Origin of the sequence: Streptomyces sp. ISL-36 (genome assembly GCF_018614205.1) — a bacterium.
Classification (GTDB): Bacteria; Actinomycetota; Actinomycetes; order Streptomycetales; family Streptomycetaceae; genus Streptomyces.
This window is the reverse complement of record NZ_JAGGOS010000081.1, coordinates 18,390-42,450: the sequence shown is the minus strand read 5'-3', so window position 1 is coordinate 42,450 and position 24,061 is coordinate 18,390. Positions and strand designations below refer to the sequence as shown.

At 72.8% G+C, this 24,061-nt stretch carries 21 protein-coding genes; 14 read left to right on the top strand and 7 right to left on the bottom strand.

Annotated features, from left to right (window positions below):
- Positions 1–54 precede the first annotated feature (54 nt).
- From J7E93_RS21195 to J7E93_RS21180, 4 genes are all read right to left on the bottom strand, one after another.
- Positions 55–1,029, bottom strand: a complete 975-nt coding sequence (locus tag J7E93_RS21195; protein WP_215071496.1) for a hypothetical protein — start codon at positions 1,027–1,029, stop codon at positions 55–57.
- Between the two features lie 24 nt (positions 1,030–1,053).
- Positions 1,054–1,812, bottom strand: a complete 759-nt coding sequence (locus tag J7E93_RS21190) for a class E sortase (RefSeq protein WP_215071495.1) — start codon at positions 1,810–1,812, stop codon at positions 1,054–1,056.
- 108 nt (positions 1,813–1,920) lie between these two features.
- Entirely contained in the window at positions 1,921–2,334 is a 414-nt protein-coding gene (locus J7E93_RS21185; protein WP_215071494.1) for a cupin domain-containing protein, read from the bottom strand.
- A gap of 199 nt (positions 2,335–2,533) precedes the next feature.
- The gene (locus tag J7E93_RS21180) at positions 2,534–3,388 is read right to left on the bottom strand and encodes a DMT family transporter (RefSeq protein ID WP_215071493.1); all 855 of its coding nucleotides are present in this window, start codon (positions 3,386–3,388) and stop codon (positions 2,534–2,536) included.
- Positions 3,389–3,605: 217 nt separating this feature from the next.
- Here J7E93_RS21180 and J7E93_RS21175 point away from each other — a divergent pair, with 217 nt between their 5' ends.
- Positions 3,606–6,053 carry a polysaccharide lyase 8 family protein gene (locus J7E93_RS21175; RefSeq protein ID WP_215071492.1) on the top strand — a complete coding sequence of 816 codons (2,448 nt, stop codon included), beginning with the start codon at positions 3,606–3,608 and terminating at the stop codon, positions 6,051–6,053.
- A gap of 10 nt (positions 6,054–6,063) precedes the next feature.
- Here the strand turns inward: J7E93_RS21175 and J7E93_RS37250 are convergent, their stop codons facing one another.
- Positions 6,064–6,267 (bottom strand): DUF6059 family protein, encoded by a 204-nt coding sequence (locus tag J7E93_RS37250; protein WP_285440937.1) that lies wholly within the window; start codon positions 6,265–6,267, stop codon positions 6,064–6,066.
- Between the two features lie 221 nt (positions 6,268–6,488).
- Between J7E93_RS37250 and J7E93_RS21170 the strand changes: the two genes are divergently transcribed.
- Genes J7E93_RS21170 through J7E93_RS21155 form a run of 4 tightly spaced genes read left to right on the top strand, consistent with a single transcriptional unit; the run spans position 6,489 to position 9,614 of the window.
- Positions 6,489–7,262 carry an AfsR/SARP family transcriptional regulator gene (locus J7E93_RS21170; RefSeq protein ID WP_215071491.1) on the top strand — a complete coding sequence of 258 codons (774 nt, stop codon included), beginning with the start codon at positions 6,489–6,491 and terminating at the stop codon, positions 7,260–7,262.
- 2 nt (positions 7,263–7,264) lie between these two features.
- Positions 7,265–8,047, top strand: a complete 783-nt coding sequence (locus J7E93_RS21165) for a thioesterase II family protein (protein ID WP_215071490.1) — start codon at positions 7,265–7,267, stop codon at positions 8,045–8,047.
- Entirely contained in the window at positions 8,044–8,904 is an 861-nt protein-coding gene (locus tag J7E93_RS21160) for a metallophosphoesterase (protein ID WP_215071489.1), read from the top strand. The genes J7E93_RS21165 and J7E93_RS21160 overlap by 4 nt, the downstream gene beginning before the upstream one ends.
- Complete coding sequence (locus tag J7E93_RS21155) at positions 8,901–9,614, top strand: 4'-phosphopantetheinyl transferase superfamily protein (RefSeq protein ID WP_215071488.1); 714 nt, start codon at positions 8,901–8,903, stop codon at positions 9,612–9,614. The genes J7E93_RS21160 and J7E93_RS21155 overlap by 4 nt, the downstream gene beginning before the upstream one ends.
- Here J7E93_RS21155 and J7E93_RS21150 read toward each other — a convergent pair.
- Complete coding sequence (locus tag J7E93_RS21150; RefSeq protein WP_215071487.1) at positions 9,551–12,439, bottom strand: AAA family ATPase; 2,889 nt, start codon at positions 12,437–12,439, stop codon at positions 9,551–9,553. The genes J7E93_RS21155 and J7E93_RS21150 overlap by 64 nt on opposite strands.
- 229 nt (positions 12,440–12,668) lie before the next feature.
- Here J7E93_RS21150 and J7E93_RS21145 point away from each other — a divergent pair, with 229 nt between their 5' ends.
- The 8 genes from J7E93_RS21145 to J7E93_RS21110 all read left to right on the top strand — a co-directional run bounded on the left by J7E93_RS21145 (position 12,669) and on the right by J7E93_RS21110 (position 21,581).
- Positions 12,669–15,302, top strand: a complete 2,634-nt coding sequence (locus tag J7E93_RS21145) for a DUF6531 domain-containing protein (protein ID WP_215071486.1) — start codon at positions 12,669–12,671, stop codon at positions 15,300–15,302.
- Positions 15,303–15,370: 68 nt separating this feature from the next.
- A complete protein-coding gene (locus J7E93_RS21140) occupies positions 15,371–15,775 on the top strand; it encodes a hypothetical protein (protein WP_215071485.1) in 405 nt (134 codons plus the stop codon).
- A 52-nt stretch (positions 15,776–15,827) separates the two neighbouring features.
- Complete coding sequence (locus J7E93_RS21135; protein WP_215071484.1) at positions 15,828–16,868, top strand: 3-oxoacyl-ACP synthase III family protein; 1,041 nt, start codon at positions 15,828–15,830, stop codon at positions 16,866–16,868.
- Between the two features lies 1 nt (position 16,869).
- The gene (locus J7E93_RS21130) at positions 16,870–18,831 is read left to right on the top strand and encodes an HAD-IIIC family phosphatase (RefSeq protein ID WP_215071483.1); all 1,962 of its coding nucleotides are present in this window, start codon (positions 16,870–16,872) and stop codon (positions 18,829–18,831) included.
- The gene (locus J7E93_RS21125; protein ID WP_215071482.1) at positions 18,828–19,055 is read left to right on the top strand and encodes an acyl carrier protein; all 228 of its coding nucleotides are present in this window, start codon (positions 18,828–18,830) and stop codon (positions 19,053–19,055) included. The genes J7E93_RS21130 and J7E93_RS21125 overlap by 4 nt, the downstream gene beginning before the upstream one ends.
- 62 nt (positions 19,056–19,117) lie before the next feature.
- Positions 19,118–19,858, top strand: a complete 741-nt coding sequence (locus tag J7E93_RS21120) for a 2-oxo acid dehydrogenase subunit E2 (protein ID WP_215071533.1) — start codon at positions 19,118–19,120, stop codon at positions 19,856–19,858.
- Positions 19,855–21,069 carry an alpha/beta hydrolase gene (locus tag J7E93_RS21115; RefSeq protein ID WP_215071481.1) on the top strand — a complete coding sequence of 405 codons (1,215 nt, stop codon included), beginning with the start codon at positions 19,855–19,857 and terminating at the stop codon, positions 21,067–21,069. The genes J7E93_RS21120 and J7E93_RS21115 overlap by 4 nt, the downstream gene beginning before the upstream one ends.
- Positions 21,066–21,581: a flavin reductase family protein gene (locus tag J7E93_RS21110; protein WP_308368733.1), complete on the top strand. Its 516-nt coding sequence runs from the start codon at positions 21,066–21,068 to the stop codon at positions 21,579–21,581. The genes J7E93_RS21115 and J7E93_RS21110 overlap by 4 nt, the downstream gene beginning before the upstream one ends.
- Before the next feature lie 65 nt (positions 21,582–21,646).
- Here the strand turns inward: J7E93_RS21110 and J7E93_RS21105 are convergent, their stop codons facing one another.
- Positions 21,647–22,309, bottom strand: a complete 663-nt coding sequence (locus tag J7E93_RS21105) for a TetR/AcrR family transcriptional regulator (protein ID WP_215071480.1) — start codon at positions 22,307–22,309, stop codon at positions 21,647–21,649.
- 79 nt (positions 22,310–22,388) lie between these two features.
- Between J7E93_RS21105 and J7E93_RS21100 the strand changes: the two genes are divergently transcribed.
- Positions 22,389–23,846 carry a DHA2 family efflux MFS transporter permease subunit gene (locus J7E93_RS21100; protein ID WP_215071479.1) on the top strand — a complete coding sequence of 486 codons (1,458 nt, stop codon included), beginning with the start codon at positions 22,389–22,391 and terminating at the stop codon, positions 23,844–23,846.
- Positions 23,847–24,061: the final 215 nt, after the last annotated feature.

Here is a 24,061-nt window from a genome sequence, read left to right as displayed (position 1 = left end):
GTGCGGCCCCTTTCCTTCACCGGGAGGGCGCGGGAGCGAGGGTGCACATGTGGCCTATATATCGACATTAGCTGCAACCGGAGGAGCGGCAAGCGGGTGACGGCACCCCCCGTGGCGCCGGGCGGCGGGACACGGGCACGCCGCCCGCACGGCCACGCGCACGAGCCAGCCCGCCACCCGCACGGGCTGAACGGTGCGAGGGGCGTTTCCGCCCGAGGGGGCGCCCACGCGTGGTCGACTGACCTCCGTACGCGACTCCTTCACCGAATCGAGCCGAGGCAGATGAGCGAGCTGAGCCGGATGTACGTGGACGAGTGCCTGCGCGGGGACGGCGGGCCGGGCGACGCGGTCGCGCGGGCCGAGTTCCCTCCGGCCTTCGCCGAGGCCTGGCGCTCCCATCTGCTGCCCCGCCCCTGGTTCGCGTACGGCCCGGAACTCGACGCCTTGGCCCAGGACTTGGAGGGGTTCTTCGATCTCCTCGTCTCCCTTCCGCAGCGACTCTTCGACGGTGACATGGAGCGGTACGCGGCGGAGATCGGGCTCGATCCGCGCCACGCGGCCCTGCTCCGCCGAGCCGGCTCGGGCCGCCCGGACAAGCTGGGCCGCGCGGACGTCTACCACGACGACACGTCGTACAAGCTCCTGGAGTTCAACCTCGGCAGCGAGGTGGGCGGCACCAAGATGGCCGTCTTCAACCGGACACTGCTCCGGACGCCGGCCTTCGCCGACTTCGCCGGGAAGCACGGCCTCGCCCACGTCGACATCGCGGCCCGGATGGCGGCCGTCCTGCGCGACAGGGCCCGGCCGGTCCTGTCCGGCGGCGCGGAGCCGGTAATCGGCCTCATCGAGGGGAACGGCGCCGTCGCCGCGTACGGACGACTCATGCGCGCCGTCCAGGAGGCGATGGCCGAGCAGGGGCTCGACCTGAGGATCGGCGAGGTGGGCCAGGTACGCGCCCGGTCCGATGGCAAGCTGACCCTGGACGGAACCCCGCTGGACGTCGTGCTGCGAAACTTCGCCGCCGGCCAACTGCTCCCCGCTTGTGCGCGCGGCCTACGACGGTCGGGTCGCGGACAGGACGCCTATCTTGTCGATGCGGTGCTCGGGGTTGCCCTGGGCGTCGCGCCAGAAGTTCCCCGCGGCGTCGTCCTCGGGCGTCGCGCAGGTGGAGAGGGTGATCATGGCCCGGGTGGGCTTCTCGCCCGGTTCGCCCGGAACCGCGGCCCGCTGCTCCGCGAGGGAGCGGGCGGAGCGGAAGGAGGTCGTCCGCGTCTCGACGATCTTGTACTCGTAAACGGTGTCCCCCGCCGTGACGAAGACGGAGTCGCCCACGTCCACGGAGGGGAGGTCGCGCAGGGGGCCGCCGGCGGAGAGCCGGTGGGCGGTCACCAGGTAGTTGCCGATCTCGCCCGGGCCGACTCCGCCCCGCTCTCCGTAGGGGCTGGCGGCCACGCCCCGGTCCTGTATCCGGGTGCCTGCCCGGTCGTCGGTCGTTCCCTCGTACGGCACGACCCGCAGGTCGGTGAGGTCGATCGACGGTATGGCCACCTCCGCGGTCAGGCGCCGCTTGCTCGGTTCCGGATCCGGGGCCGGGGCGGCGGCCGGGGGTGCGGCCGAGGGTGGGAGCGGCGTCGGCGAGGACGGGAGCGGCGTCGGCGAGGGCGCCTCGGACAGGGACGCGGAGGCCGAGCCGACGACGGCGGTGGACACTTCGGCGGTACCGGGGCCGCCGGTCACGGCGGAACAGCCGACGAGCACGGTCAGCACGCCGAGGGCGGCTAGCGCGCTGCGAACGCTTCGGGCACTGGGCATGGCTTTCCGGAGGGCTGCTCGGAGCTCTCGGTCACCGGCATGGGGGCATCGACGGTGACCGCTTCAGCAGCGAGAACGACGGGTGCCGGGGGCCTATTCCCCTGCGCTTCAGCTGGCGCTGATACGTGGGCCGGTGTATACGTCGTCGCCGACCTCCTCGAGCCAGGTGGTCTCCGGGATGCCCTCGCCGATGCCCTCCCACAACGCGAGGTGCGCCATGAACCGGTCCGGGGTGGCGCCGTGCCAGTGCTCCTCGCCCGGCGGCGTGTGGATCGTGTCGCCGGGGAAGGCCTCGATGATCCTGCCGTCCCGGGTGCCGATGAGGGCGGTGCCGGAGACGATGTGCAGCGTCTGCCCGAGAGCGTGCGAGTGCCAGTGGGTGCGGGCGCAGGGTGCGAAGCGGACCATGTTGGCGCGCATGCGGGACGGCTCACGGCCGGCGTAGATGACGTCGAACCAGACATCGCCGGTGAACCAGTCGGCGGGAGCCTTCGTGGTCGGCTGCGGTTCCAGGATCTCCATGGCGTATCTCCGTGTCTCGGGGAGGTCGTGTCTCGGGGAGGAGGTCGCGTCTCGGGGAGGAGGTCGCGTCTCGGGGAGGTCGCGTCTCGATCGTCTTGGGTGTCTCGATTGTCGTGTCCGCCGGCCCGGCGGACCTTCGACGCCCCCGTCCCGGGCGAGTCGTCCGGGACGCTCGCGTCCTCGGCCGGAGCAGTCGTCGCTACGCCGTGCCGACCCCGCTGCGCGCCAGCGCGAACACCCCGAGGACGATCAGGACGACCCCCACCAGCTGCGGCAGCAGCCACCACCCCGCCCGCACGTGTTCCTCGTACAGCAGGATGCCCAGCAGGAGACTCACCGCCGCGTCCCCCAGGGTCAGCGCCGGCTGCGAGGCGACCAGCGGTCCGCCCTGCATGGCGTGTTCGAGCAGAAGGAGAGCCGCGATCCCCGTCGCGCCGAAGGCGTACGTCTGCCAGGTCGTCAGAAAGGCGACCAGGCCGCCCACGTCCAGGATGTGCATGGACACCTTCATCAGCGCCGCGGTGAGCGCGTAACAGATGGCCGTCGCGGCCCCGAGACAGCCGGCGCGGGCACGTCCGGGTGGTTTCCCCAGTCCGGCCGCCGCCAGCGCCACGACGCCCACGCCGCAGGCCACGAGCGCCGGAACCCAACGGTCGAGCGGCACCTGTGTACGGTTCCCGGCCGGCGAGGCGGCCACAAGAGCCACCCCGATCCCCGCGACCACCCCGGCTACAGCGAGCCAGAGACGGGCGGGCAGCCGTTCCCGCGCCCACAGCGAGGCGATCAGCAGGGCGAGCGGCAGTTCGAGCACGAACAGCGGCTGGACGAGCGTCAGCGGCCCGGTCGCCAGGGCCGCTGCCTGCCCGGCCCCCGCGGCGACCACCGCGAGGATGCCGGCCAGCCAGAGCGGGCGCCGCAGCAGATCGAGGATCAGGCCGGGGCGGAACGAGTCCGACCGACGGACGGTCAGCGCGGCGCGGCGTTGCAGCACGGTGGCCAGCGCGTTGCTGAACGCGGCGAAGAACGAGAACAGGACCGGCAGGACGACACTCATCCCCCGATACTCACGGGCACCGGCGGAGGGCCTCGTGACGACACCGCCCCCCGCCCGGCGGTTCGGCCCCCATTCGCCCGTCCGGGCCCCGTTAGGCGAACGTACGGCTCCCGGCGTGCCTCGCTCCCCGGGGGTAGCAATCGCTTTCTGTCCGGGGCATGCTGTCCGCCACAGCGCCCGCCGCCAGGCGCTCATCCCCCAGGAGGTCTGCTCCGCCATGCACTCCCCCCTGCTCTCCTCCGTCCCCGCTTCCCTGCTGTCCCGACGCGCCCTGCTGCGCGCGGCGCTGGGCGCCGCCGCCCTCGTGCCCGTCGTGCTGCCCGCCGCCGCGACACCCGCCCACGCCGCCGACGCCTACGACGCGCTGCGCCTGAAGTGGCGGGACCTGCTCCTCGGGACAGGCTTCGCTCCGGCCGCCGAGCCCTTCGCCTCGAAACTCGCCTCGCTCGGTGCCACCGCCCGCGATCTGCGCTCCTCCATGGCCCCGGCCGGCGGCTCCCTCTGGCCGGACCTGCCCTACGCCGACCCCGAGCCGGACACGGATGCCGAGTCGTACACGTACTCCGGCAACCTCAACACCAGCTACAACCGGCTGCGCACCCTCGCCGAGGCGTACTCCCAGCCCGGCACCGGTCTCACCGGAGACACCGGTCTGCGCGCGGACATCCTCGCCGGTCTCGACCATCTCCACGATCAGGCCTACCACGCCGGCCAGGCCCGCTACGGCAACTGGTACAGCTGGCAGATCGGCATCCCGCAGGCCCTGCTCGACATCGACGTGCTGCTCTACGACCACCTCGGCTCGGCCCGCATCGACGAACACTGCGCCGCCGTGGACCAGTTCGTGCCGGACAGCGCGGTCGCGAACTACTCCGGCACCTCGACCGGAGCCAACCGGGTCGACCTGTGCCGGGTGCTCGCGCTGCGCGGTGTCATCGGCAAGTCCGCCGCGAAGCTGGCCCTCGCCCGCGACGCGCTCTCGCCGGTCTTCCCGTACGTCACGTCCGGCGACGGGCTCTACGCCGACGGAAGCTTCATCCAGCACACCTACGTCCCCTACGCCGGTTCGTACGGCGCCGTCATGCTCGGCGGTCTCTCCCTCCTCTTCGCACTGCTCAAGGGTTCGGCGTGGGAGGTCACGGACGGCGGCCGGCAGGTCGTGTTCGACTCCGTCGAGAAGGCGTACGCGCCCTTCCTCTTCAACGGCCTCGCCATGGACGCCGTCTCGGGGCGCGCGATCAGCCGCGGGGTGCAGAAGACGGACACCAGAGGTGTCCGTCAGGACGACCACCTGCGCGGCCACGCGATCATCGCCTGCGTCGCGCTGCTCGCGCAGAGCGCGTCGACCGCGGAGAAGGCCCGCTGGGACGGCATGGTCAAGGGCTGGATCGCCCGCGACTACTACAGCCCGCTGCTCGCCAGTCCCGCGCTCGGCGTCTCCGCGCTCGCCCGCCTCAAGGCCGTCGACGACGGTACGACCGCGGCGAGTCCCGAGCCGTCCGGTCACCGTCTCTTCCCCGGCATGGACCGGGCCGTGCACCGCCGCGCCGGCTGGGCGGCCTCGCTCTCCATGGCGTCGAACCGGATCACGTACTACGAGAACGGCAACGGCGAGAACCTGCGCGCCTGGCACAGCGGCTCCGGCATGCTCTCCTGGTGGGGCGACGACTTCGCCAACGGGCAGTACAGCGACAACTTCTGGCCGACGGTCGACCCCTACCGGCTGCCCGGCACCACCGCCTCCCGCAAGCCGCTCGCCGACGGTGAAGGCGGCACCTGGGGCGCGGCCCGGCCCGACGTGCGCTGGGTCGGCGGGACGACGGACGGCACGTACGCGGCCGTGGGGCAGTACCTCAAGGGACTGTCCTCCACGCTCCTGGCCAAGAAGTCCTGGTTCTTCCTGGACGACGCGGTCGTCTGCCTCGGCGCCGGAATCCACGGCCGCGACGGCACCGGTGTCGAATCGGTCGTGGAGAACCGCAACCTCGGTGAGACCGGCAGCCACGCCTTCACCGTCGACGGCACGGTCCAGCCCGCCACGCTCGGCTGGAGCGCCACCCTCGCCGGGGCGCGGTGGGCCCATCTCGCCGGACACGCGGGTTACGTCTTCCCCGGTGGCGGTGCCTCCCTGAAGGCCCTGCGCCAGGCCCGCACCGGCGCATGGTCGGACATCAACAAGGGCGCGGTGACCGATCCGGTCACCCGCCGCTACCTCACCCTCTGGTTCGACCACGGCACCGATCCGACCTGGGCCGCGTACTCCTACGTCCTGATGCCGGGCGCGAGCCAGGCGCAGACGGCCGCACGCGCCGCCGACACCGGCTGGCTCACCGTCCTCGCCAACGCCAACGAGCAGCAGGGCGTCCGTGTGCCCACGCTCGGCTTCACGGGGATCAACTTCTGGCTCGGCGGCACGGTCGGCGAGGTCACCGTCGGCGCCCCCGCCTGCGTACTGATCCGCGAGTCCGGCACCACGGCGACGATCTGCGTCTCCGGTCCCCTGCGCGACGGGGCGGTGATCGACCTGACGTGGAACCGGCCTGTCTCGGCGGTGCTGTCCCAGGACCCGACGGTCCAGGTGCTGGCGACGGGCGCCGCGCTCCAGCTGCGGATCACTCCGGGAACACTCGCCGCCACGCACAAGGCGGTGGTCAGGCTCGCCTGACGGCTCGGGGTCACGGCCAGCCCGGGAGGTCCTCGCGGAGACTGCGTTCGAGGGCGGTCAGGGGTGCGCCGGGCGGGCCGAGGCGTTCCGGGTGGCCGGGGGGCGGCTCCGCGAGGCAGGGCGGGGCGGGTAGGGGCGGGGGAAGCCACATCAGGCCTGCGGCGGTGATCCACTCCCCCAGGGCTCTCAGCGAGCGCAAGAGGTACGGCGGCATCCCCTGAGCTTCCGCGATGCCGCCAAAGCCCCGCCAAATCCGCTGGCAGAGGGCAGGATGCCGGCACGGACGGCGGCTTGGGATCACGCCGCCAAAGAGCGCGTGAATTCAGCCAAACACCATACGTACGTACTTTCCCCGATGCGTGGACAGGCCAAGTCCTCGGAGAGTGAGGCCGGAGGGGACACGAAAGCGTGTTCCCCCTATCTACGGGGTGTCCGATGCGCTATGAACTGCTCGGGCCGCTTCTCGTCTCGAACGGAGCGGCCACCCACTCCCTCAGCGCTCCCAAGATGGAGATGACGCTGGCCACGCTCCTCATCGCGGCCGGACGCGTCACCACCAAGGAGCAACTGGTCTGCGAGCTGTGGAGCACAGCGCCGCCCCGCCGGGCATCGGCCGCCGTCCACGTCTACCTGTCCCAGCTGCGCAAGTTCCTCGTCACCGCCGGCGATCACCGGGGAGACGCCATCGTGACCAAGCCGTCCGGCTACATGCTCCGCCTGGACGGCGCCGGCTATGACGTCGACGACTTCCAGGACTTGATGCGTACGGGTCGCGCACGGCAGCACGCGGGGCAGTACGAGGCGGCTCTGGAGGCCTTCGAGCGCGCCCTGTTGCTCGTGCGGGGACCGGTGCTGGACGGGACCGCCGAGGGGCCCGCGCTGTCCGCGTTCGCCACCTGGCTGGAGGAGGAACGGCTCGACTGCCTGGAGCTGTCCGTCGAGGCGCGGACCGCCCTGGGGCGGCACCGTGAGGTCATCAGCCTGCTGCACGGGCTGATCGCGCAGTATCCGCTGCGCGAGTCGTTCTACCGCCAGTTGATGCTGGTCCTCTACCGCTCGGACCGGCAGGCCGAGGCCCTGCGGGTCTACCGCTCGGCCCAGCAGGTACTGCGTGCCGAACTCGGTCTCGAGCCCTGCCGTTCGCTGCGCCGGCTCCACCAGGCGATCCTCACCTCGGACCGGCTCCTCGACCTTCCGCTGGCGGGCTGACCATGCGCCAGGAGACGCGAGAGACACAGGAGACGGAGGAGACGTGGCTGCGGCGGTTCCACCCGTCCGCCGACGCCGCCGCCGAGCTGGTCTGCTTCCCGCACGCCGGTGGCTCGGCCGCCTACTGGTTCGCGCTGTCCCGCCTGCTGACACCGGCCGTCGAGGTACGGGCGGTCCAGTACCCGGGCCGGCAGGAACGTCACCGCGAGGAACCGGCCGAGGACCTCCATGCCCTCGCCGACCGCATCACCTCGGCGCTCCTCCCCCGGGAGGACGGGCCGCGCCCGAGGCCACGGCTGTTCCTGGGGCACAGCATGGGCGCGTCGCTCGCCTACGAGGTGGCGGTACGCCTCGCGGGCGCCCCCGGCGGCGGGCCGGCCGTGCTGCTGCTCTCCGGCCGCCGGGCGCCGTCCCGGCCCCGGACGGCGGCCGACCGGCTGAGCGACGACCGGGCCCTGATCGCCAAGGTGCGCTCACTGGGCGGCACCGGTGCCGCACTCCTCGACGACGAGGAGATGCTGGGCCTCGTGCTGCCGGTGCTGCGCGCCGACTACCGGGCGCTGGCCTCGTACGAGCCCACCATGGGGACCCCGCTGGCCTGCCCGGTCGTGGGGCTGGCGGGCGATCGCGACCCGGAGGCCTCGCCGGAGGAGGTGCGGGCCTGGCGCGAGCACACCAGCGGCCCGTTCGACCTCCGGGTCTTCTCCGGCGGGCACTTCTTCCCGACCGAGCACGCGGCAGCCGTCGCGGAGCTGGTCCGCGGCCTGCTGCCGCCGGGCGCATGAGCGGCGGCAGTCTCCTCGCCATCAGCGATCTGCACGTGGCGTACGAGGAGAACGACGCGGCCCTGGAAGCGCTGCGGCCCCGGCACGCGGACGACTGGCTGATTCTCGCCGGGGACGTGGGGGAGATCGTCTCCGACATCGAGCGGGCCCTGCGGCTCCTGAGCGAACGGTTCGCCAAGGTCGTCTGGGTGCCTGGCAACCATGAACTCTGGACGCATCCCCGCGACCCGGTCACGCTGCGGGGCGTCGCCCGGTACGAGCACCTGGTGGGCCTGTGCAGGGCGATGGGGGTCGTCACGCCCGAGGACCCCTTCCCGGTGTGGCAGGGGCCTCGGGGGCCGGTGACCGTGGCGCCGCTGTTCCTGCTGTACGACTACTCCTTCCGGCAGCCCGGGGTGCACGACGAGCGGGAGGCGCTGGAGCTGGCCGCCGCCCACGGGGTGGTCTGCGCCGACGAGGCCCTGATCCACCCGGAGCCGTACGCGGGCGCGGGCGACTGGTGCCGGGCCCGGCTGGAGTCGACCGAGCGCCGTCTCGACGCGCTCGGGCCGGACGTACGCACGATTCTGGTGAACCACTTCCCGCTGGTCCGCGAGCCCACCCGGGTGCTGCGCCACCCCGACTTCGCCCTGTGGTGCGGGACCGGGGCGACGGCCGACTGGCATGTGCGGTTCCGCGCCACGGCCGTCGTCTACGGCCATCTGCACATCCCGAGGACGACCTGGCACGACGGCGTCCGCTTCGAGGAGGTGTCGATGGGCTATCCCCGTGAGTGGCGTCGCCGCGGCGGCGGCCGGCCCGCCGGGCCCCGGCTGATCCTGGCGGCCCACCACGACCCCGTGAAGGAGACCACGTGATACGGGAACTGCTGCCGGCCTGGGCCGTGTCGGCCGAGGCGTACGGAGATCCGCCCCATGCCCGGCTGCTCCCTGCCGAGGAGGCGGTGATCGCGCGGGCCGTGGAATCGCGGCGCCGCGAGTTCACGACCGTACGCCACTGCGCCTCGCTCGCCCTCGGCCAACTGGGCGTCCCGTACCGCCCGTTGGTGCCGGGCGAGCGGGGGGCGCCGACCTGGCCGACCGGTGTGGTGGGCAGTATGACGCACTGCCGGGGCTACCGGGCGGCGGTCGTGGCCAGGCAGCAGGACGGCGCGGCGCTCGGCGTGGACGCCGAGACCGACGAACCGCTGCCGTCCGGTCTGCTGGAGGCGGTTTCGCTGCCCAGGGAGCGGGACCGGATCCGGGCCCTGCTCGCCGACCGTCCCCGACTGCGCTGGGACCGGCTGCTGTTCAGCGCGAAGGAGGCCGTGTACAAGGCGTGGTTCCCGCTGACCGGGCGCCTGCTCGACTTCCACGAGGCGGACATCGTGTTCGACCCCGAGCGCGGTGTCTTCCGGGCCGCGCTGCTGGTGCCCGGGCCTCGGATCGGCGGCCGTGAGGTGGCCGCGTTCGAGGGCCGGTGGGCGGCGGGAGGCGGCCTGCTGGCGACCGCGGTCGCCCTCCCTCAGCCGGCCAGCGCGACGAGCCGGGCCAGTTCGGCCCGCGAGTTCACCCCCAACTTGCTGTAGATACGGGTGAGATGGGCGTCCACGGTGCGGGGGCTGACGGTCAGCCGCAGGGCGATCTCCTTGGTCTTGCAGCCCTCCCCGGCGAGCGCCGCCACCTCCTTCTCCCGTACGGTGAGCTCCGCCAACGCGCCCACGAGTCGCCGGGCCGGGTCCCCGGCCAGCTCCCTCGCCCGTTCGCGGGCGAGCTCCCGGGCCCGTGCGCCGGCCGGGCTGTCCACGCCGAGCAGCTCGACGGCCTCCTCGTAGCACTGGGCCGCCTCGGCCGTCTGCCGCCTGCTGAGCAGGGCGTGGCCGCGGGCCAGGAGCGCGTGGCCGCTCTGCTCGGCGATCCCGACGGCCGCGGCCGCGTCCGCCGAGTGGGCCGCCCACTCGGCCACGTCCGCCGCCTCCACGCCGACCGTCTCCAGGTCTGCCGTGACGGCCGCCGCCGCGAGCAGTTCGTAGCCGCGGGCGGCGAGCACGGCGACCGGCTCCGAGACCCGCCAGGCCTCGCGGCGGGGCAGCAGCAGGGCGAACGCGGCCTCGCCGTCTCCGGCCGCGAGATACGCCTCGGCCTGGAGGAGGGCGTTGAGCGGGGTACGCGGCGAGACCATCGGATCGCCCGCGGGCGGGCGGGCGGCGCGGGCCGAGGCGTTGCGGCGGCCCAACTGGGCCCAGGCCGCCGCCGTGATGGCGTCCGACAGTCCGACATGGTCGCTGCGGCCCGCCGCCTTCGCCACGTCCCTGCACTCCTGGGCCGCCGTCAGCGCGTCCGGCATCCGGCCGGACTGGTAGTGGACATAGCCCAGGGTGTCCAGGAGCGGAGCGAGCAGATGCGCGTCGCCTCTGGCGCGTACGGCGGCCAGCGCCCGCTCGGCGTGGCCGTGTGCCGGGCCGTACCAGCTCATCAGCGCCTCGGCCCAGCTCAGCAGGAGCAGCAGGGTGCTCTCCTGCTCTCCGGCCGGGCGGCCGTCGTCCAGTTCGTCGAGGGTCTGGGCGGCGGAGATGAGTGCCCATTCGGCGGAGCACGTGTCACCTGCCACGACGGCGCACATGCCGCGCAGGGCGAGCGCCCCGGCGCGGGTGACGGGAGCGGCGTCGGCCGTGCGCCGCACCAGCGCCTCGACGTCGGCGCGGGCCGGGACCTGGCCGGCGAGGACCTTGGCGACCTGCTGGGAGACGTGGAGGAGGGCGACCGCGTCCGGAGACCGGTCGACGGCCTCGACGGAGAGTTCGGCGGCGATCAGCGTCTGTGCCTCCTCGTCCCTGCCCAGAGCCGCCAGGACGCCGGAGAGGTACGCCACCGTCTCGGGCCGGCCGGGGCCGAGCTCGCCCGCCCGGCCGGTCAGGATCTCCCGTACGAGCAGACTGACCCGCTCGGCGTCGCCCGCCGCCGCGAGATGCTGGACCACCGACTGCCACAGCTCCTCGGCCACCGGCGCGGTGTCCGGCGGCGCCGCGCGGTCGGCCCGCGCGGCGCGGTCGAGTCGCAGCGCCAGGGTGAGCCAGCGCGCGGCGACATCGGGCCGGCCCAGGTGCAGGGCCGTGCGGGCGGCGGTGGCGAGGTCGCGCCGGTCGGCGGAGTCCGCGCCGGAGCCGAGACGTTCGATGTGCGGGGCCAGTTCGGTGGCGGGGGTGCCCTGGGCCCGCAGGCAGGTCAGGGCCCGCTGGTGGGTGACCGCCTTCCAGCAGGCGTCCATTCCGTCGTACAGGGCCTGGCGCAGCAGGAAGTGACGGAAGGTCAGCAGTCCCGGTCCGGCGGCGGGCCGGACGAGGTCACGGCGGCGCAGGTCGCCGAGGATCGCGCAGCACCGGGTCCGGTTGATGCCGGCCACCTGGGACACGGCGTCGACGGTGAAGGTGTCGCCGAGCACCGCCGCCGCCTGCAGGACCGTCCGGGTGAGCGCGTCGAGCGGGGTGATCTCGGCGTGCAGGCGTACCGCGAGCCCGCCGGCCGACCAGGTCGCCGCCGACCAGGTCCCGGCCGACAAGGAGGCGGCCGACAAGGAGGCGGCCTCCCGGACACCGCTGTCGTGGGTGGTGGCGGAGGCCGCGTCGAGGGCTCCGGCGGCGCCCTCCTCGGAGGCGGCCGCTCCGGCCGCGGCGAGGGCCAGCAGGTAGAGGGGGTTTCCGGCGGCGCGTTCGTGCCGGTCGCCGAGGCTCGGGTCGTCCGGGGCGACACCCAGGACGGCGGCGCTCTGCGCGAGGTCGAGGGCGGGCAGCTCGACGAGATCGACGATTCCCTGCTCGACCCCGTCGTGCAGGGGCGCCCGTACACCGGCGGGGATCTGCCGGGGCCGGTGGGCCACCACCACGGCCAGTCCCCCGGTCACCGGCCAGTGGATCAGCGTCTCGAGGAGTTCGGCGGTGCCGGCGTCCGCCCAGTGGTAGTCGTCCAGGACAAGCAGCACCGGGCCGTGTTCGGTGGCGAGGCAGGCGCCGATCAGGCGGCGCAGCTCGGCGTAGTAGCGACAGCGGCTGCCGACGTCGTCGGGGGCCTCGTCCGGTCCGTCGGCCAGGGCCCGGATCAGCGCGTCCGCCTGGGGCAGTGCCCCACCGGGCATCTCCGCGACCTGCCAGGTGGAGAAGGCCTGGATGAACGGGCGGTACGGCACGGCCGATTCGACCTCGGAGCAGCGGCCGCGCAGCACCCGGGCGCCGCGGCCCTCGGCTCTGCGCGTCAGGGCGGTCAGCAGCCGGGTCTTGCCGGTGCCGGGGTCTCCGGCGACCTCCGACGTCGTGGAGCGGCCCTTCCGCGCCGTCTCCAGGGTGCGCTCCAGACGGTCCAGTTCTGCCGTACGGACGGTGGTGGGTAACGGCCCTGCGTCAGCGATGCGGGCGGCCATGACGCGTCTCCTTCCCAACGGGGGCCCGGAAGCGAACTCGGCCCGCCGCCAGCCTAGGAGAAAGGTTCCGTCCTCCAGGCATGTGTAACAGAAGTTTCATGCCGGCGATCCGAGCCCCCTGCGGTTCGGCCTTAGGCGTGCTTTAGAGCGCGGAGTGAGCCTGGCGTCCCGCCGGACGGCTTCCTGCCGGGCCGGCTCGACCGCCCATCCCGCTCCTGAGGAGTCGCCCGTGCCCACGCTTCCGGACAGCCAAGTCCGCCGCGCCGTGCGGCGCCTGCCGCTCGGGGACCGGACGGAACTGCTCGTCGATCTGGCGTCCGGAGAACCGGTGCTGCGCCGGCTCGACCTGGTGGTGGCCGGTGCCGGCGGCCATCTGCGGCTGCTGCGTGAGCACCGGGGGCACGCGCGTCTCGACGAGGGTTTCGGCCCGGGCTGGGCCCTGTCCGTGGGCGAGGGCGCCACGATCGACCGGAGCCGTGAGCCGGTCACGGTCACCGGGCCGCACGGCCGGGTCACGACGCTGCACAGGGACGGCGAGGGCCGGTTCACCAAGGTCCTCGACCCCTCGGGCGCCCAGGCGGCCGCGTTCGTGTACGACGCCGCGGGCCGGATCGTACGGCAGTGGGACGCCGCCGGGGCCGTCACCGACCTCGGCTGGGACGAACAGAACCGTCTGGTGCTGATCACCCCGCCGGACGGCGAGCCGGTGCGCCTGGCCTACGACGAGCGGTCCGCCGTCGCGTCGGTGAGCTGGCCCGGGCCGGACGGACCGGTCGTCATCGGTTTCGCCTACGAGCAGGGCCGTACGACCGTCACCGGACCGACCGGGCACCGCACGGTGCACGTGTTCGACGCCGCCGGGCGGCGGATCTCGGTGACCGACGCCCTGGGCCACACGGCGCACCAAGAATGGGACGCGGACGGACGGCCCACCCGGTCGACCGACGCGGCGGGCGGCACGCTGGTGCGTGGCTACGACGAGGAGGGGAGGCCGGTCTCGCTGCGGCTGCCCACCCATGGGGTCTTCTCGGCCGCCTACAACGACCCGTCCCACCCCCGGCTGCCCAGCTCTCTGCGGGACCCCGCGGGCAACGAACTCGTGCTGCACCGCGACGAGACGGGCCGCGTCGTCACCACGCGGGCGGCGGGCCGGCGGACTCCGCTCGACACCCGCGCGTACGACCCCGGCCACGGCCGGCTCACCCGGCTCACCGACGGCAACGGTGCCACCACCGCCTTCCGCTACGACCCCTCGGGCCGGCTCACGCGGGTGGTTCCGCCCGCCCCGCTGGGCACCACCGCGTTCCGGTACGACGCGCTGAACCGGATCACGGGCGTGACCGACGGCGACGGCCGCACCAGCGGGTACCGCTACGACGCGGCCGGCAGGCCGGTCGAGGTGACGGACGAGGACACCGGCGAGACCCTGATCGCGCTGACCCACGACGGGCTCGGCCGGACCGTCCGCAAGTCGGGGCCCGGCTGGTCCTACGCCTTCGACTGGGTCCGTACGGCGGCCGGCGACCGGCTGACGGCCGCGGTGCGCACGGACGACGCCGGGTCGGAGGAGATCCGTGCCGGTCATGACGCGGACGGCCTGCTCACCACACTGACCACGCCCGGCGGTACGGCCCGCTACACGCACGACGCGGCGGGCCGTCCGGCGTCCGTCACCACTCCGGTGGGCGCCACGGCGCTGCTCTCGCACGACGCGGCGGGCCGGCTGACCTCCGTGGACTTCGGCCCGGCCGTGCAGGACGTCACCTACGACGCCTCCGGCCGCAGGACCGCGCTGACGGTGCGGAACAGGTCCGGGGAGGTGCTGCTCACCCTCGAGTACGGCTACTGCGCGGGCGGCGGGGCGGACAGCGACGTGCTCCGGCACACCGTCGTGGACGGCGAGTTCACCGGTTACGCGTACGACGAGTTGAAGCGGCTGGTACGAGCGGGCGAGGTGGAGTACGCCTACGACGAGGCGAACCATCTCGTGCGGCTGGGAGACGTCCGGTTCACCCTCAACGAGGCGGGACAGGTGACGCTGTTCGGCCGGACCACGTTCGCCTACGACGGGGCCGGGAACTTCGTCGAGGAGGAGAACCCGACCGGTTCGTTCGCGTACAGCATCACCCGGCAGACGCTCACCGGGGTGTTCGGCGGACAGCGGGTGGTGGACATCGCCTACGACGGACTCGGCCACGAGACGCCTCGCCGGATCACCGAGACCACGGTCGACGGTCGCACGGTCACCCATGTCCTGACCCACAGCCAGGTGGGCGTGGTCCGCGTCCGGGACGACGGCACGCCCACGGACTTCGTCCGCACTCCGGACGGCACCCTGCTCGCGGTCCTGACGGCCGACGGACGGCAGTACTGGGCCGTGACGGACCAGCAGGGCTCGGTGCTCGCGCTCCTGGACGAGCAGGGGGCTCTGGCCGCGCGGTACCGCTACACGCCGCACGGCGCGGTGACGGCGACGGGTCCGGCGGCCGCCGTCAACCCCTTCCGGTACCGGGGCGCGTACCAGCTGCTGCGCAGCGCGCACGTGCTCGACCACCACCTCTACAACGGGTTCTGGGGGCGGTTCACCCAGCCCGACCCGACCGGACGGCAGTACGCCCCGTACACCTTCGCCGACAACGACCCGCTGAACACGGGGACGTGGACGCGCGGCAGCTTCTGGGCGGTGCTGACCCGGACGGACGAGTCCGCCACTGAGGTGTTCTTCCCTTCGTCCGACACGCCCGGTGGCGCGCACGGGGACGGCCCCGCGTACGGAGGCGACACCGACCCCTTCACCGGTCCGGGGACCAGTCCCGACCGGCCACCCCTGATCGCCGGGGCGCTTCCGCCCCGGACCGTATGACATCGCAGCGCATGAAGTCGCGGCGCATGACGTCGCGGTGAACCGAGCGACCGAGAGGAATCGAGCCCATGGCAGACCAGATCGTGATCCGCGTGCCCAAGGAGATCGTCGTCAAGGTGGTCGACGACGTGGAGGTGTCGGATCCCCGGATCGGACAGACCGGCACCTTCGACGACGAGCTGTTCGACGAGTCGGGCAAGCTCATCGGCACCTCGCACGGCTCGTTCCGGATCGAGTACGTGCGCCCGGGCGACGGTGGCCTGCTCACGTACTACACCGAGGACATCACCCTGGACGACGGCACGATCCACGCCGAGGGGTGGGCCGACTTCAACGATGTGCGCACCAGTGAGTGGGTGTACTACCCCGCCACCGGCACGAGCGGCCGCTACGAGGGCCTGACCGGCTTCCGGAAGTGGCGGATGACCGGCGTACGGGCGTCCGCCGAGGCACGGATCCTGCTGTCCGACTGACACCCGGATTCGGCACCCGGAAATTCGGCGACGCTACGAGGAGAAGGCACTCATGACCGGTCGGGACGTACACATCCTGTCGGCGGCCTCCGCGCTGCCGGGACCAGCCGTGGACAACGCCGCGCTGGCCCGGCGGTTCGGCATGGATCCGCTGTGGGAGCAGTGGGTCGAGGCGTTCATCGGTACCCGGTCGCGCCATCTGGCGCTGGATCTGGAATCGGGGAGGATCACGAGTTCGCTGGCGGACCTGGCCGAGGAGGCGGGGCGGCGGGCGCTGGAGGCCGCCGGCCTCACCGCGGCCGACGTGGACGCCGTCGTGCTCGGCACGGCGACCCCGGACCGGCTGATGCCGGCCACCGTCAACATCGTCGCGGACCGCCTCGGCATCGACCAGGTGCGCACCTTCCAGCTCCAGTCGGGCTGTTCGGGCGCGGTGCAGGCGCTCGACGTCGCCCGGCAGATCCTGCTGAGCGGCAGCGGCCGCCGGGTGCTCGTGCTCGGTGGTGACGTGATCGCCCGCTTCTACGACGTCACCACCGACCTGAAGAAGGCCGCCCCAGCCGAGCTGGTCAACTACGTGCTGTTCGGGGACGCGGCCGGGGCGGCGGTCCTCGCCACCGAGCCGGGACCCGGTTCGGCCCGGGTGCGGGCGCTGTTCACCCGTCTTGTCGGGCTCGGCCGGGAGCCCGGCGCGGTCCTGGAGTGGTTCGGTCCCGGCGAGCGGGAGGCGGACCCCGACCGGCCCGCCGCGAGCGAGGACTACAAGGCCATCGAGGAGCATGTGCCCGTCATGGCCGAGGAGGTGCTGGCCGAGCTGCTCGACGAGGCCGGTTGGAAGCCGGGGGACGTCGATCTGCTGCTGCCGCCGCAGCTGTCCGGCCGGATGACCCGGCTGATCTCCCGGCGGCTGGCGCTGCCGGCCGCCGAGGACGTCTCCGTGGTGGACGACGCCGGGAACAGCGGCAACGCGATCGTCTTCCTCCAGCTGGAGCGGGCGCTCGCCGGTCCGCTCGGGCCGGGGCGCCGGGCGGTCGGGATCTCCATCGAGTCCAGCAAGTGGATCAAGTCCGGCTTCGCGCTGGAGGGGAACTGAGATGGTCGCGGACTCGTCGACACAAGGCGCAGCGGCAGAGCCGGCAGCAGACGCGACAGCGGATGCCGCGGCGGCCTCCTTGACGGCTCTGCACCGCGCGGGGCAGCTGGCGGCGCGGTATCCGGAGGTTCGGGGGCTGCTGGCCCGGGCCCGGGAGGAGGAACTGGTCCGGTACGGGCGGCTGCTCGCGCGCCTGGACCCGGACGAGGTCCTCGCCGCGCATCCGGCGGTACCGGCGCCGCTCGTCGCGGTCACCGGGCACGGCATCCTCTCGGCCCTCGTCCCGGCGCTCACCGCCGAGTTCGCCCGACACGGTCTCCTCGCCCGCGTCCGGCTCTCGGACTTCGACAGCTGGGTCTTCGACCTCGTCGATCCCTCCGGCCCGCTGTACGCGGCCCGGCCCTCGCTCGTGCTCTGCGTGCTCGACCCTGCCGTCGTCGCCGACGAACTTCCGGTTCCCTGGCAGGTGTCGGACGTGGAACGGGTCCTTGCGGAGAAGCTGGCCCTGGTCGAGCGGGCCGCCGCCGTCTTCGCCACAGCCGCGCAGGGCGGCACTCTCGTCCTCAACACCCTTGCGCTCCCCCGCGAGTTGACCGCGCAGTTGATCGACCTGCGGGCCAGGGCCCGGTTCGGAGCCGTGTGGCGGGAGGCGAACGTCCGGCTGCTGCGGCTGGCCGAGGAGCGGGCCGAGGTGGTGACCGTGGACCTCGATCCGCTGCTCGCCGAGGGCGTGCCGGCCCGTGACGTCCGGCAGAGCGTGTACGCCAAGGCGCATCTGTCGGACGCGCTGCTCGCCGGGTACGCCCGTGAAGTGGGGCACCTGGCCCGGCAGTCGGCCGGCGGCGGCAAGAAGGTGCTGGCCCTGGACCTGGACAACACGGTGTGGGGCGGGGTGCTCGGCGAGGTCGGACAGGAGGGCATCGCGACGGGCGGCGGCTACCGGGGCGAGGCCTTCCAGCGCTTCCAGCGGGTGGCGAAGCAGCTCGGCTCCCAGGGGGTCCTGCTCGCGGCGGTCAGCAAGAACGACCAGGAGCCGGTGGTCAAGACCTTGCGGGAGCACCCCGAGCTGGCGCTCCGCGAGGAGGACTTCGTCCAGATCCGGGCCAACTGGCTGCCCAAGCACGACAACCTGAGGGAGCTGGCGCGCGAACTCAATGTGGGCGTGGACAGTATCGTCTTCGTCGACGACAGCCCCTTCGAGTGCGGTCTGGTGCGCCATGAGCTTCCCGGGGTGGCCGTGATCCAGGTCGACGAGGAGCCCGCCTCGCACGTGCGGCGGCTGCTCGCCGAGGGCTGGTTCGACGTACGGCAGCTCACCTCGGAGGATTTCGCGCGGCCCGAGCGGTACCGGCAGGAGCAGGCCCGGCAGGACTTCCTGGACACGTTCGAGTCGCTGGAGGGCTATCTGCGCGAGCTGGACGTCTCGGTGACCCTGGCCGCCGCGGAGCCCGCCCAGTACGCCCGCGTGTCCCAGATGACGCTGCGGACCAACCAGTTCAACCTCACCACCGGGCGATTGCAACCCGCGGAGGTACGGGCACGGGCCGAGGACCCGGCGGGCGCGGTGCTCACGATCTCCGCGGCCGACCGGTTCGGGGAGAACGGTCTCGTGGGCGCGGTGCTGCTGCGCCGCGAGGACGACACCCTGCACATCGACAACTTCCTGCTCAGCTGCCGGGTGTTCTCGCGGGGCATCGAGACGGCGGTGCTCGCCGCCGTGCTGCGCCATGCCCGGGAGAGCGGCGCCGGGCAGGTGCGCGCCGCATACCGGCGTACCGCGAAGAACACCAAGGTCGCGGACTTCTATCCGCGTTCCGGCTTCGTCACCGTGGCCTCCGACGCGGAGTCGGCGGTGTACCGGCACACGCTGGACACGCTGCCGGGGCCGGTGGACCACATCCGTCTGACGGCGCGGTTCGAGACCGCGCATCCGACCGCCCCTCCGGAAGGGAACGCCTCGTGAAGACCGTGGAGGACTTCGTCCTGCTCCTGCAGGACGAACTGGCCCTGTCCGTAGAGGTCGAGGATCTCGGCCGCAGTCTGGACACCGTCGATTCCTGGGACTCCGTGCACCTGCTGGCGCTGTGCACGGTGCTGGAGCGGGAGACGGGACGGCCGTTGTCCCTGGCCGACGTCCTGGAGGCGCCGAGCCTGGAGGCGCTCTACCGGCTGGCGGTGACACCGTGACGAGCCCGGGCGCGGGCACGGGCACGGGCACGGGCACGGGCACGGACCCCAAGGGCGGGCCGATGCCGCGCCAGCGGCATCACACGCTGTTCTTCCTGGAGGAGATCCGCGCGTTCTCGCCCGTCTTCCTGGACACCGAGGTGGACATGGGCCGGGTGCTCGCCCATCGCGCCGAGGCCGTGGCCAGAGAAGGGGTTCGGTACGGGACGACCTCGTACGTCCTGCGAGCCGCGGGCCGGGTGCTCGCCAAGCATCCGGACGCCAACGCGGCCATCCAGGGCGGTCCCCGCCGGCCGCGGATCGCGCACTATCCGTTCGTCAACGGAAAGCTGGCGCTCGACCGGACGCTGGACGGCCGGCGGGTGGTCCTCGGGACCGTCGTACCGAGTCTGCACGACGCCGAACTGCCCGCGATCCAGGCGCATCTGGAACGGATACGGGACGGGGACGCCGAGCGCCTGGAGGACTTCGAGGGCATCCGGAAGCTGCACCGGCTGCCGTGGGCGGAGGGGCGCCGCGCCTTCCGTCAGGCCGCCGCCTCGCTGGCGCTGCGGCCGCATCTGACGGGGACGTTCTCGGTGACCTCGCTGGGCCACCGCGCGGTGGACTCGTTCCACTCGGTGGGCGGGACGACGACCACGTTCGGGGTCGGCCGGATCCTGGACCGGCCGGTCGTCCGGGACGGGGAGATCACCGTCGCGCCCGTGCTGCGGCTGAGTCTCGCGTTCGACCACCGCGCGATCGACGGCGCGGAGGCCGCCGACGTGCTGACCGAGGTGAAGGAGGCACTGGAGAGCGTATGAACGACGACAGGGACGAGGACACGAACGACCGCGGGGACGACCGCGAGAACGACATCGGGAACGACCGCGGGGACGCTGTCGGGAACGACATCGGCGAGCTCAAGAACTTCGTGGTGGCGCACACCCGGTCGCAGGGGCTGCCGCCCGAGCACTACGACCCGCTGCTCGACCGGATCCACCACGACGAGAACGGCACGCCCGGTTCCTGGGTGTACGAGTGGAGCGCGGACGCCTCCCGGCTCGCCGCCGAGGGCCGGCTGCTCGAAGCGTCCGTGCACTACAACATGGCGCGCTTCCCGTTCGTGGACGGCACGGCCAGGGCCACGGCCCTGGAGCGCTGTACGGCCGCCTTCGAGCGCTGGGCGGACGACTTTCCCGCCGTGCGGCGGCTGGACGTCGAACTGCCCGAGGGCCGGGTCCGCTGCTGGACCACCGGCCTCGACGCGCGGGACCCCAAGCCGCTCCTGGTGATGACGGGCGGGATCGTGTCCGTCAAGGAGCAGTGGGCGCCGGTGCTGCTCCAGCTCGGACAGCTCGGCTTCGCCGGTGTGGTGACCGAGATGCCGGGGGTCGGCGAGAACACACTGCCGTACGACGCGCAGGCACACCGGATGTTCTCCGCCGTCCTGGACGCGGTCGCGGACCGGGCGGACACGTCCCGCACCTTCGCCCTGGCACTGAGTTTCAGCGGCCATCTGGCGCTGCGGGCCGCGCTGTCCGACGACCGGATCAAGGGAGTGGTGGGGGCGGGAGCGCCGCTGCACGACTTCTTCACCGATACGGAGTGGCAGCGTTCGGTGCCCCGGATCACGACCGACACGCTGGCCCATCTGGCCCGTACGACGCCCGAGGAGGTCTACGGGCTGGTCAAGGACTGGGCACTGGCGCCGGAGGAGTTGTCGGCGCTGCGCATCCCGGTCGCCCATGTCACCAGTCTGCGCGACGAGATCATCCCGCCCGGGGACGCGCGGCTGCTGCGCGAACGGGTCCGGTCGGCGCGCTTCCTGAACCACGACGACGTGCACGGATCGCCCACGTTCTTCGCGCAGACCCGGCTGTGGACGTTGCTCTCGGTGCTGCGGATGCGCGGCGGGTACGAGGAGCAGCGGATCGCGCTGACCCGGGAGTTCGCCCGGCTGCGGTACGGGGCGGGGCGTCCGGACGCGCCGCGGGACGCGCGGTCGGGCACCCGGTCGGGGGTGCGGTCGTGAGCGGGGCGTCCATGGGCGGGACGGCGGCCGAGCTGGGCGGTTCCCGGTGTCTGCGCAGCGTGCTCGGCCGGTTCGCGACCGGGGTGGTCGCGGTCGCGTCGGCGGATCCGCGGACGGGCGAGCGGGCGGGGCTGGCCGCGAACTCCTTCTGTTCGGTCTCCCTCGACCCGCCGTTGGTCTCCTTCTGTGTCGCCCACACGAGTTCCAGCTGGCCGCGGATCCGGGCGGCCGATCTCCTGGGGATCACGATCCTGGGGGCGGATCAGCGGGAGGCGGCGACGCGGCTCGCGACGCGCGGTTCGGACAAGTTCCGGGGCATGCCGTGGAGCGAGTCACCGGGTGGCACACCGGTGCTCGACGGCGCGCTGGCCTGGTTGGAGTGTGCGATCGAGGCGGAGCACCCGGCCGGCGACCATGTGATCGTGGTCGCCCGGGTGCTCCGCCTCGACGCGTCGCGGGAGGGGGAGCCGCTGCTGTTCTTCCGCGGGGAGTACGAGCGGATCAGCCGCTGACGCCGGCGACGCCCGGCCCGGATGCGCCCGGGCCGGGGGCCGACCGGTCGGCCGGTCCGTCGATCTCATGTCGGGGCGTCGGCCCCGAAGGCGCGCAGGAAGGTGTCGACGCCCGCGGTGACAACGCGCCGGACCTGCTCCGGGTCGAGCGGCCGGGTGCCCAGCGCGCTCAGGCCCGGCAGCTCCTCGTAGACGAGGGCGATGAACTGGTTGGCGGCCCGCTCGGGGTCCTCGATGCGCAGGTGCCCCGCGTTGGCGAGGCGGGCGAGCCGCCCGGCCAGCGCGTCGGTGAACTGGTTGGGGCCGCTGGCGCGGACCTCGTCGAAGAGATCGGGGAACCGCACCGCCTCCGCGTAGAGCAGTCGGCGTACGGACTCCGACTGCTCGTCGCAGTAGCAGTCGACCAGCTTGTGGGCCACGTCCTCCAGGCCCGGCCGCAGCCCGTCCGGGTCGGTCGGGAAGGCCTCCAGGACGTCGAGGGTCTTGGCATTGGACCGGGCCGCCGTCTCGGTCATCACGTGCCGGAAGAGGTTCTCCTTCGACCCGAGGTGGTTGTAGATCGTGGGTTTGGCGACCCCCGCCTCGGTGGCGATCAGGTCGAGGCTCGCCTGGCTGTAGCCGACGCGGGCGAAGACCCGCAGGGCCGCCTCCACGATGGCCCGGCGCTTGTCCATCCGGCCCCGGTCCACCGGGGCCGCTGTCGTTTTCGGGGTCTCGCCAACGCTCATAGGGCCATGCTACCGTCCCAGCCATAAAAATGAACTACCCAGTTCAATCTGATGCGCACAAGAGTTCAAAGGAGTTGCCGTGTCTGTAACGAAGACAGCGGAGAGCGGCCCCGCCCGGCTCGATTCCGGCCTGCTCACGCTGCTCGGCGTGATGGTGCTCGGCGGGATGATGTCCTACCTGGACGCGACGATCGTCAACGTCGGGATCAGCACCCTGGGCGGTGAGTTCAAGGCGACGCTCGCCACCATCGAATGGGTCACCACGGGCTATCTGCTCGCCGTGGCCCTCGCCATCCCGCTGGCCGGCTGGGCACTCGTCCGCTTCGGTGCCAAGCGCATGTGGCTGCTGGGCCTCACGGTCTTCCTCATCGGCTCCACGCTCTGCGCCTTCGCCTGGAACGCCGAGTCGCTGATCGCGTTCCGTGTGCTGCAGGGCCTCGGCGGCGGCATGATCGACCCGATCATGATGACCGTGGTCGCGGGGGCCGCGGGCCCGGAGCGGATCGGCCGGGTGATGGGCCTGATCTCCGTCCCGATCACCCTCGGTCCGGTGGTCGGCCCCATCGTCGGCGGCCTGCTCCTGGACAACCTGTCCTGGGAGTGGCTGTTCCTGGTCAACATTCCCTTCGCGCTCGCCGCGATCGTCCTCGCCATCAAGGTGCTCCCCGCCGACCCGCCGCCGAGCGGAGACCCGGTACCGCTCGACGCCGTCGGCGTGTTCCTGCTCTCCCCCGGCTTCGCCGCGCTCGTGTACGCCCTCTCCCAGGCCGGTGCACACGGCTTCGGCAGCACCCGGGTGCTCGTCGGCCTCGCCGTGGGCCTCGCGCTCTTCGCCGCCTACACCGTGCACGCCCTGCGGACCGACAAGACCCCGCTGCTCGACCTGCGACTGTTCTCCAGCAAGGGCTTCACCGCCAGCGTCACCACCATGTTCCTGCTCGGCGGCGGCCTGTTCTCGCTGCTCTTCCTGCTTCCGCTGTACTACCAGCAGGTCCACGGTCACAGCGTGCTCGAGTCCGGGCTGCTGCTCGCGCCGCTCGGCCTCGGGACGCTGATCGGCATGCCGCTGGCCGGCAACCTGGCCGACCGCTTCGGGGCACGCGTCCTGGTCCCGACCGGCGCGCTGCTGATCGGCGGGGGCGCGCTGGTGTTCACCCAGTCCGGGCCGGACACCTCCCAGGTGCTGCTGACCGTCGCCCAGCTCGCCACCGGATTCGGCATGGGTCTGGTCGGCGCGCCGACCATGGGCTCCGTGTACAAGACCGTGCCGGGCGAGGCGGTCGCGGGCGCGACCGGTGCGGTGTTCATCCTGAACCAGATCGGCGCCTCGCTGGGCATCGCCGTGGTCGCGCTGATCCTGCAGGGCGGCGGCGAGCACGCCACCCCCACGGTCGAGACCTTCGGCGACGCCTTCTGGTGGGCCGTGGCCGCCGCCGTGGTCGTCTTCCTCGCCGGTCTGCTCCTGCCGGGCCGTACGCGCCCGGCTCCCGAGGCCCCGGGGGACGCCGCGACCGAGCCGGTGGCCGACCCCGCCTGACGCCCTCTCAGCTCCGGCCGGGCGCCGTGAACCCCGTCGCGGCGCCCGGCCGGTCCCTCCCTCACCCGCGCCACACACCAAGCACCACACAACACACACCGAGCACCGAGCACCAAGCACCAAGCACCAAGCACCAAGCACCGCAAAGCCACCACAAGGCCACCGCACAGAGAACCCGCAAGGCCACCGCACCAGGAACCGCAAGGAGTCCTCCG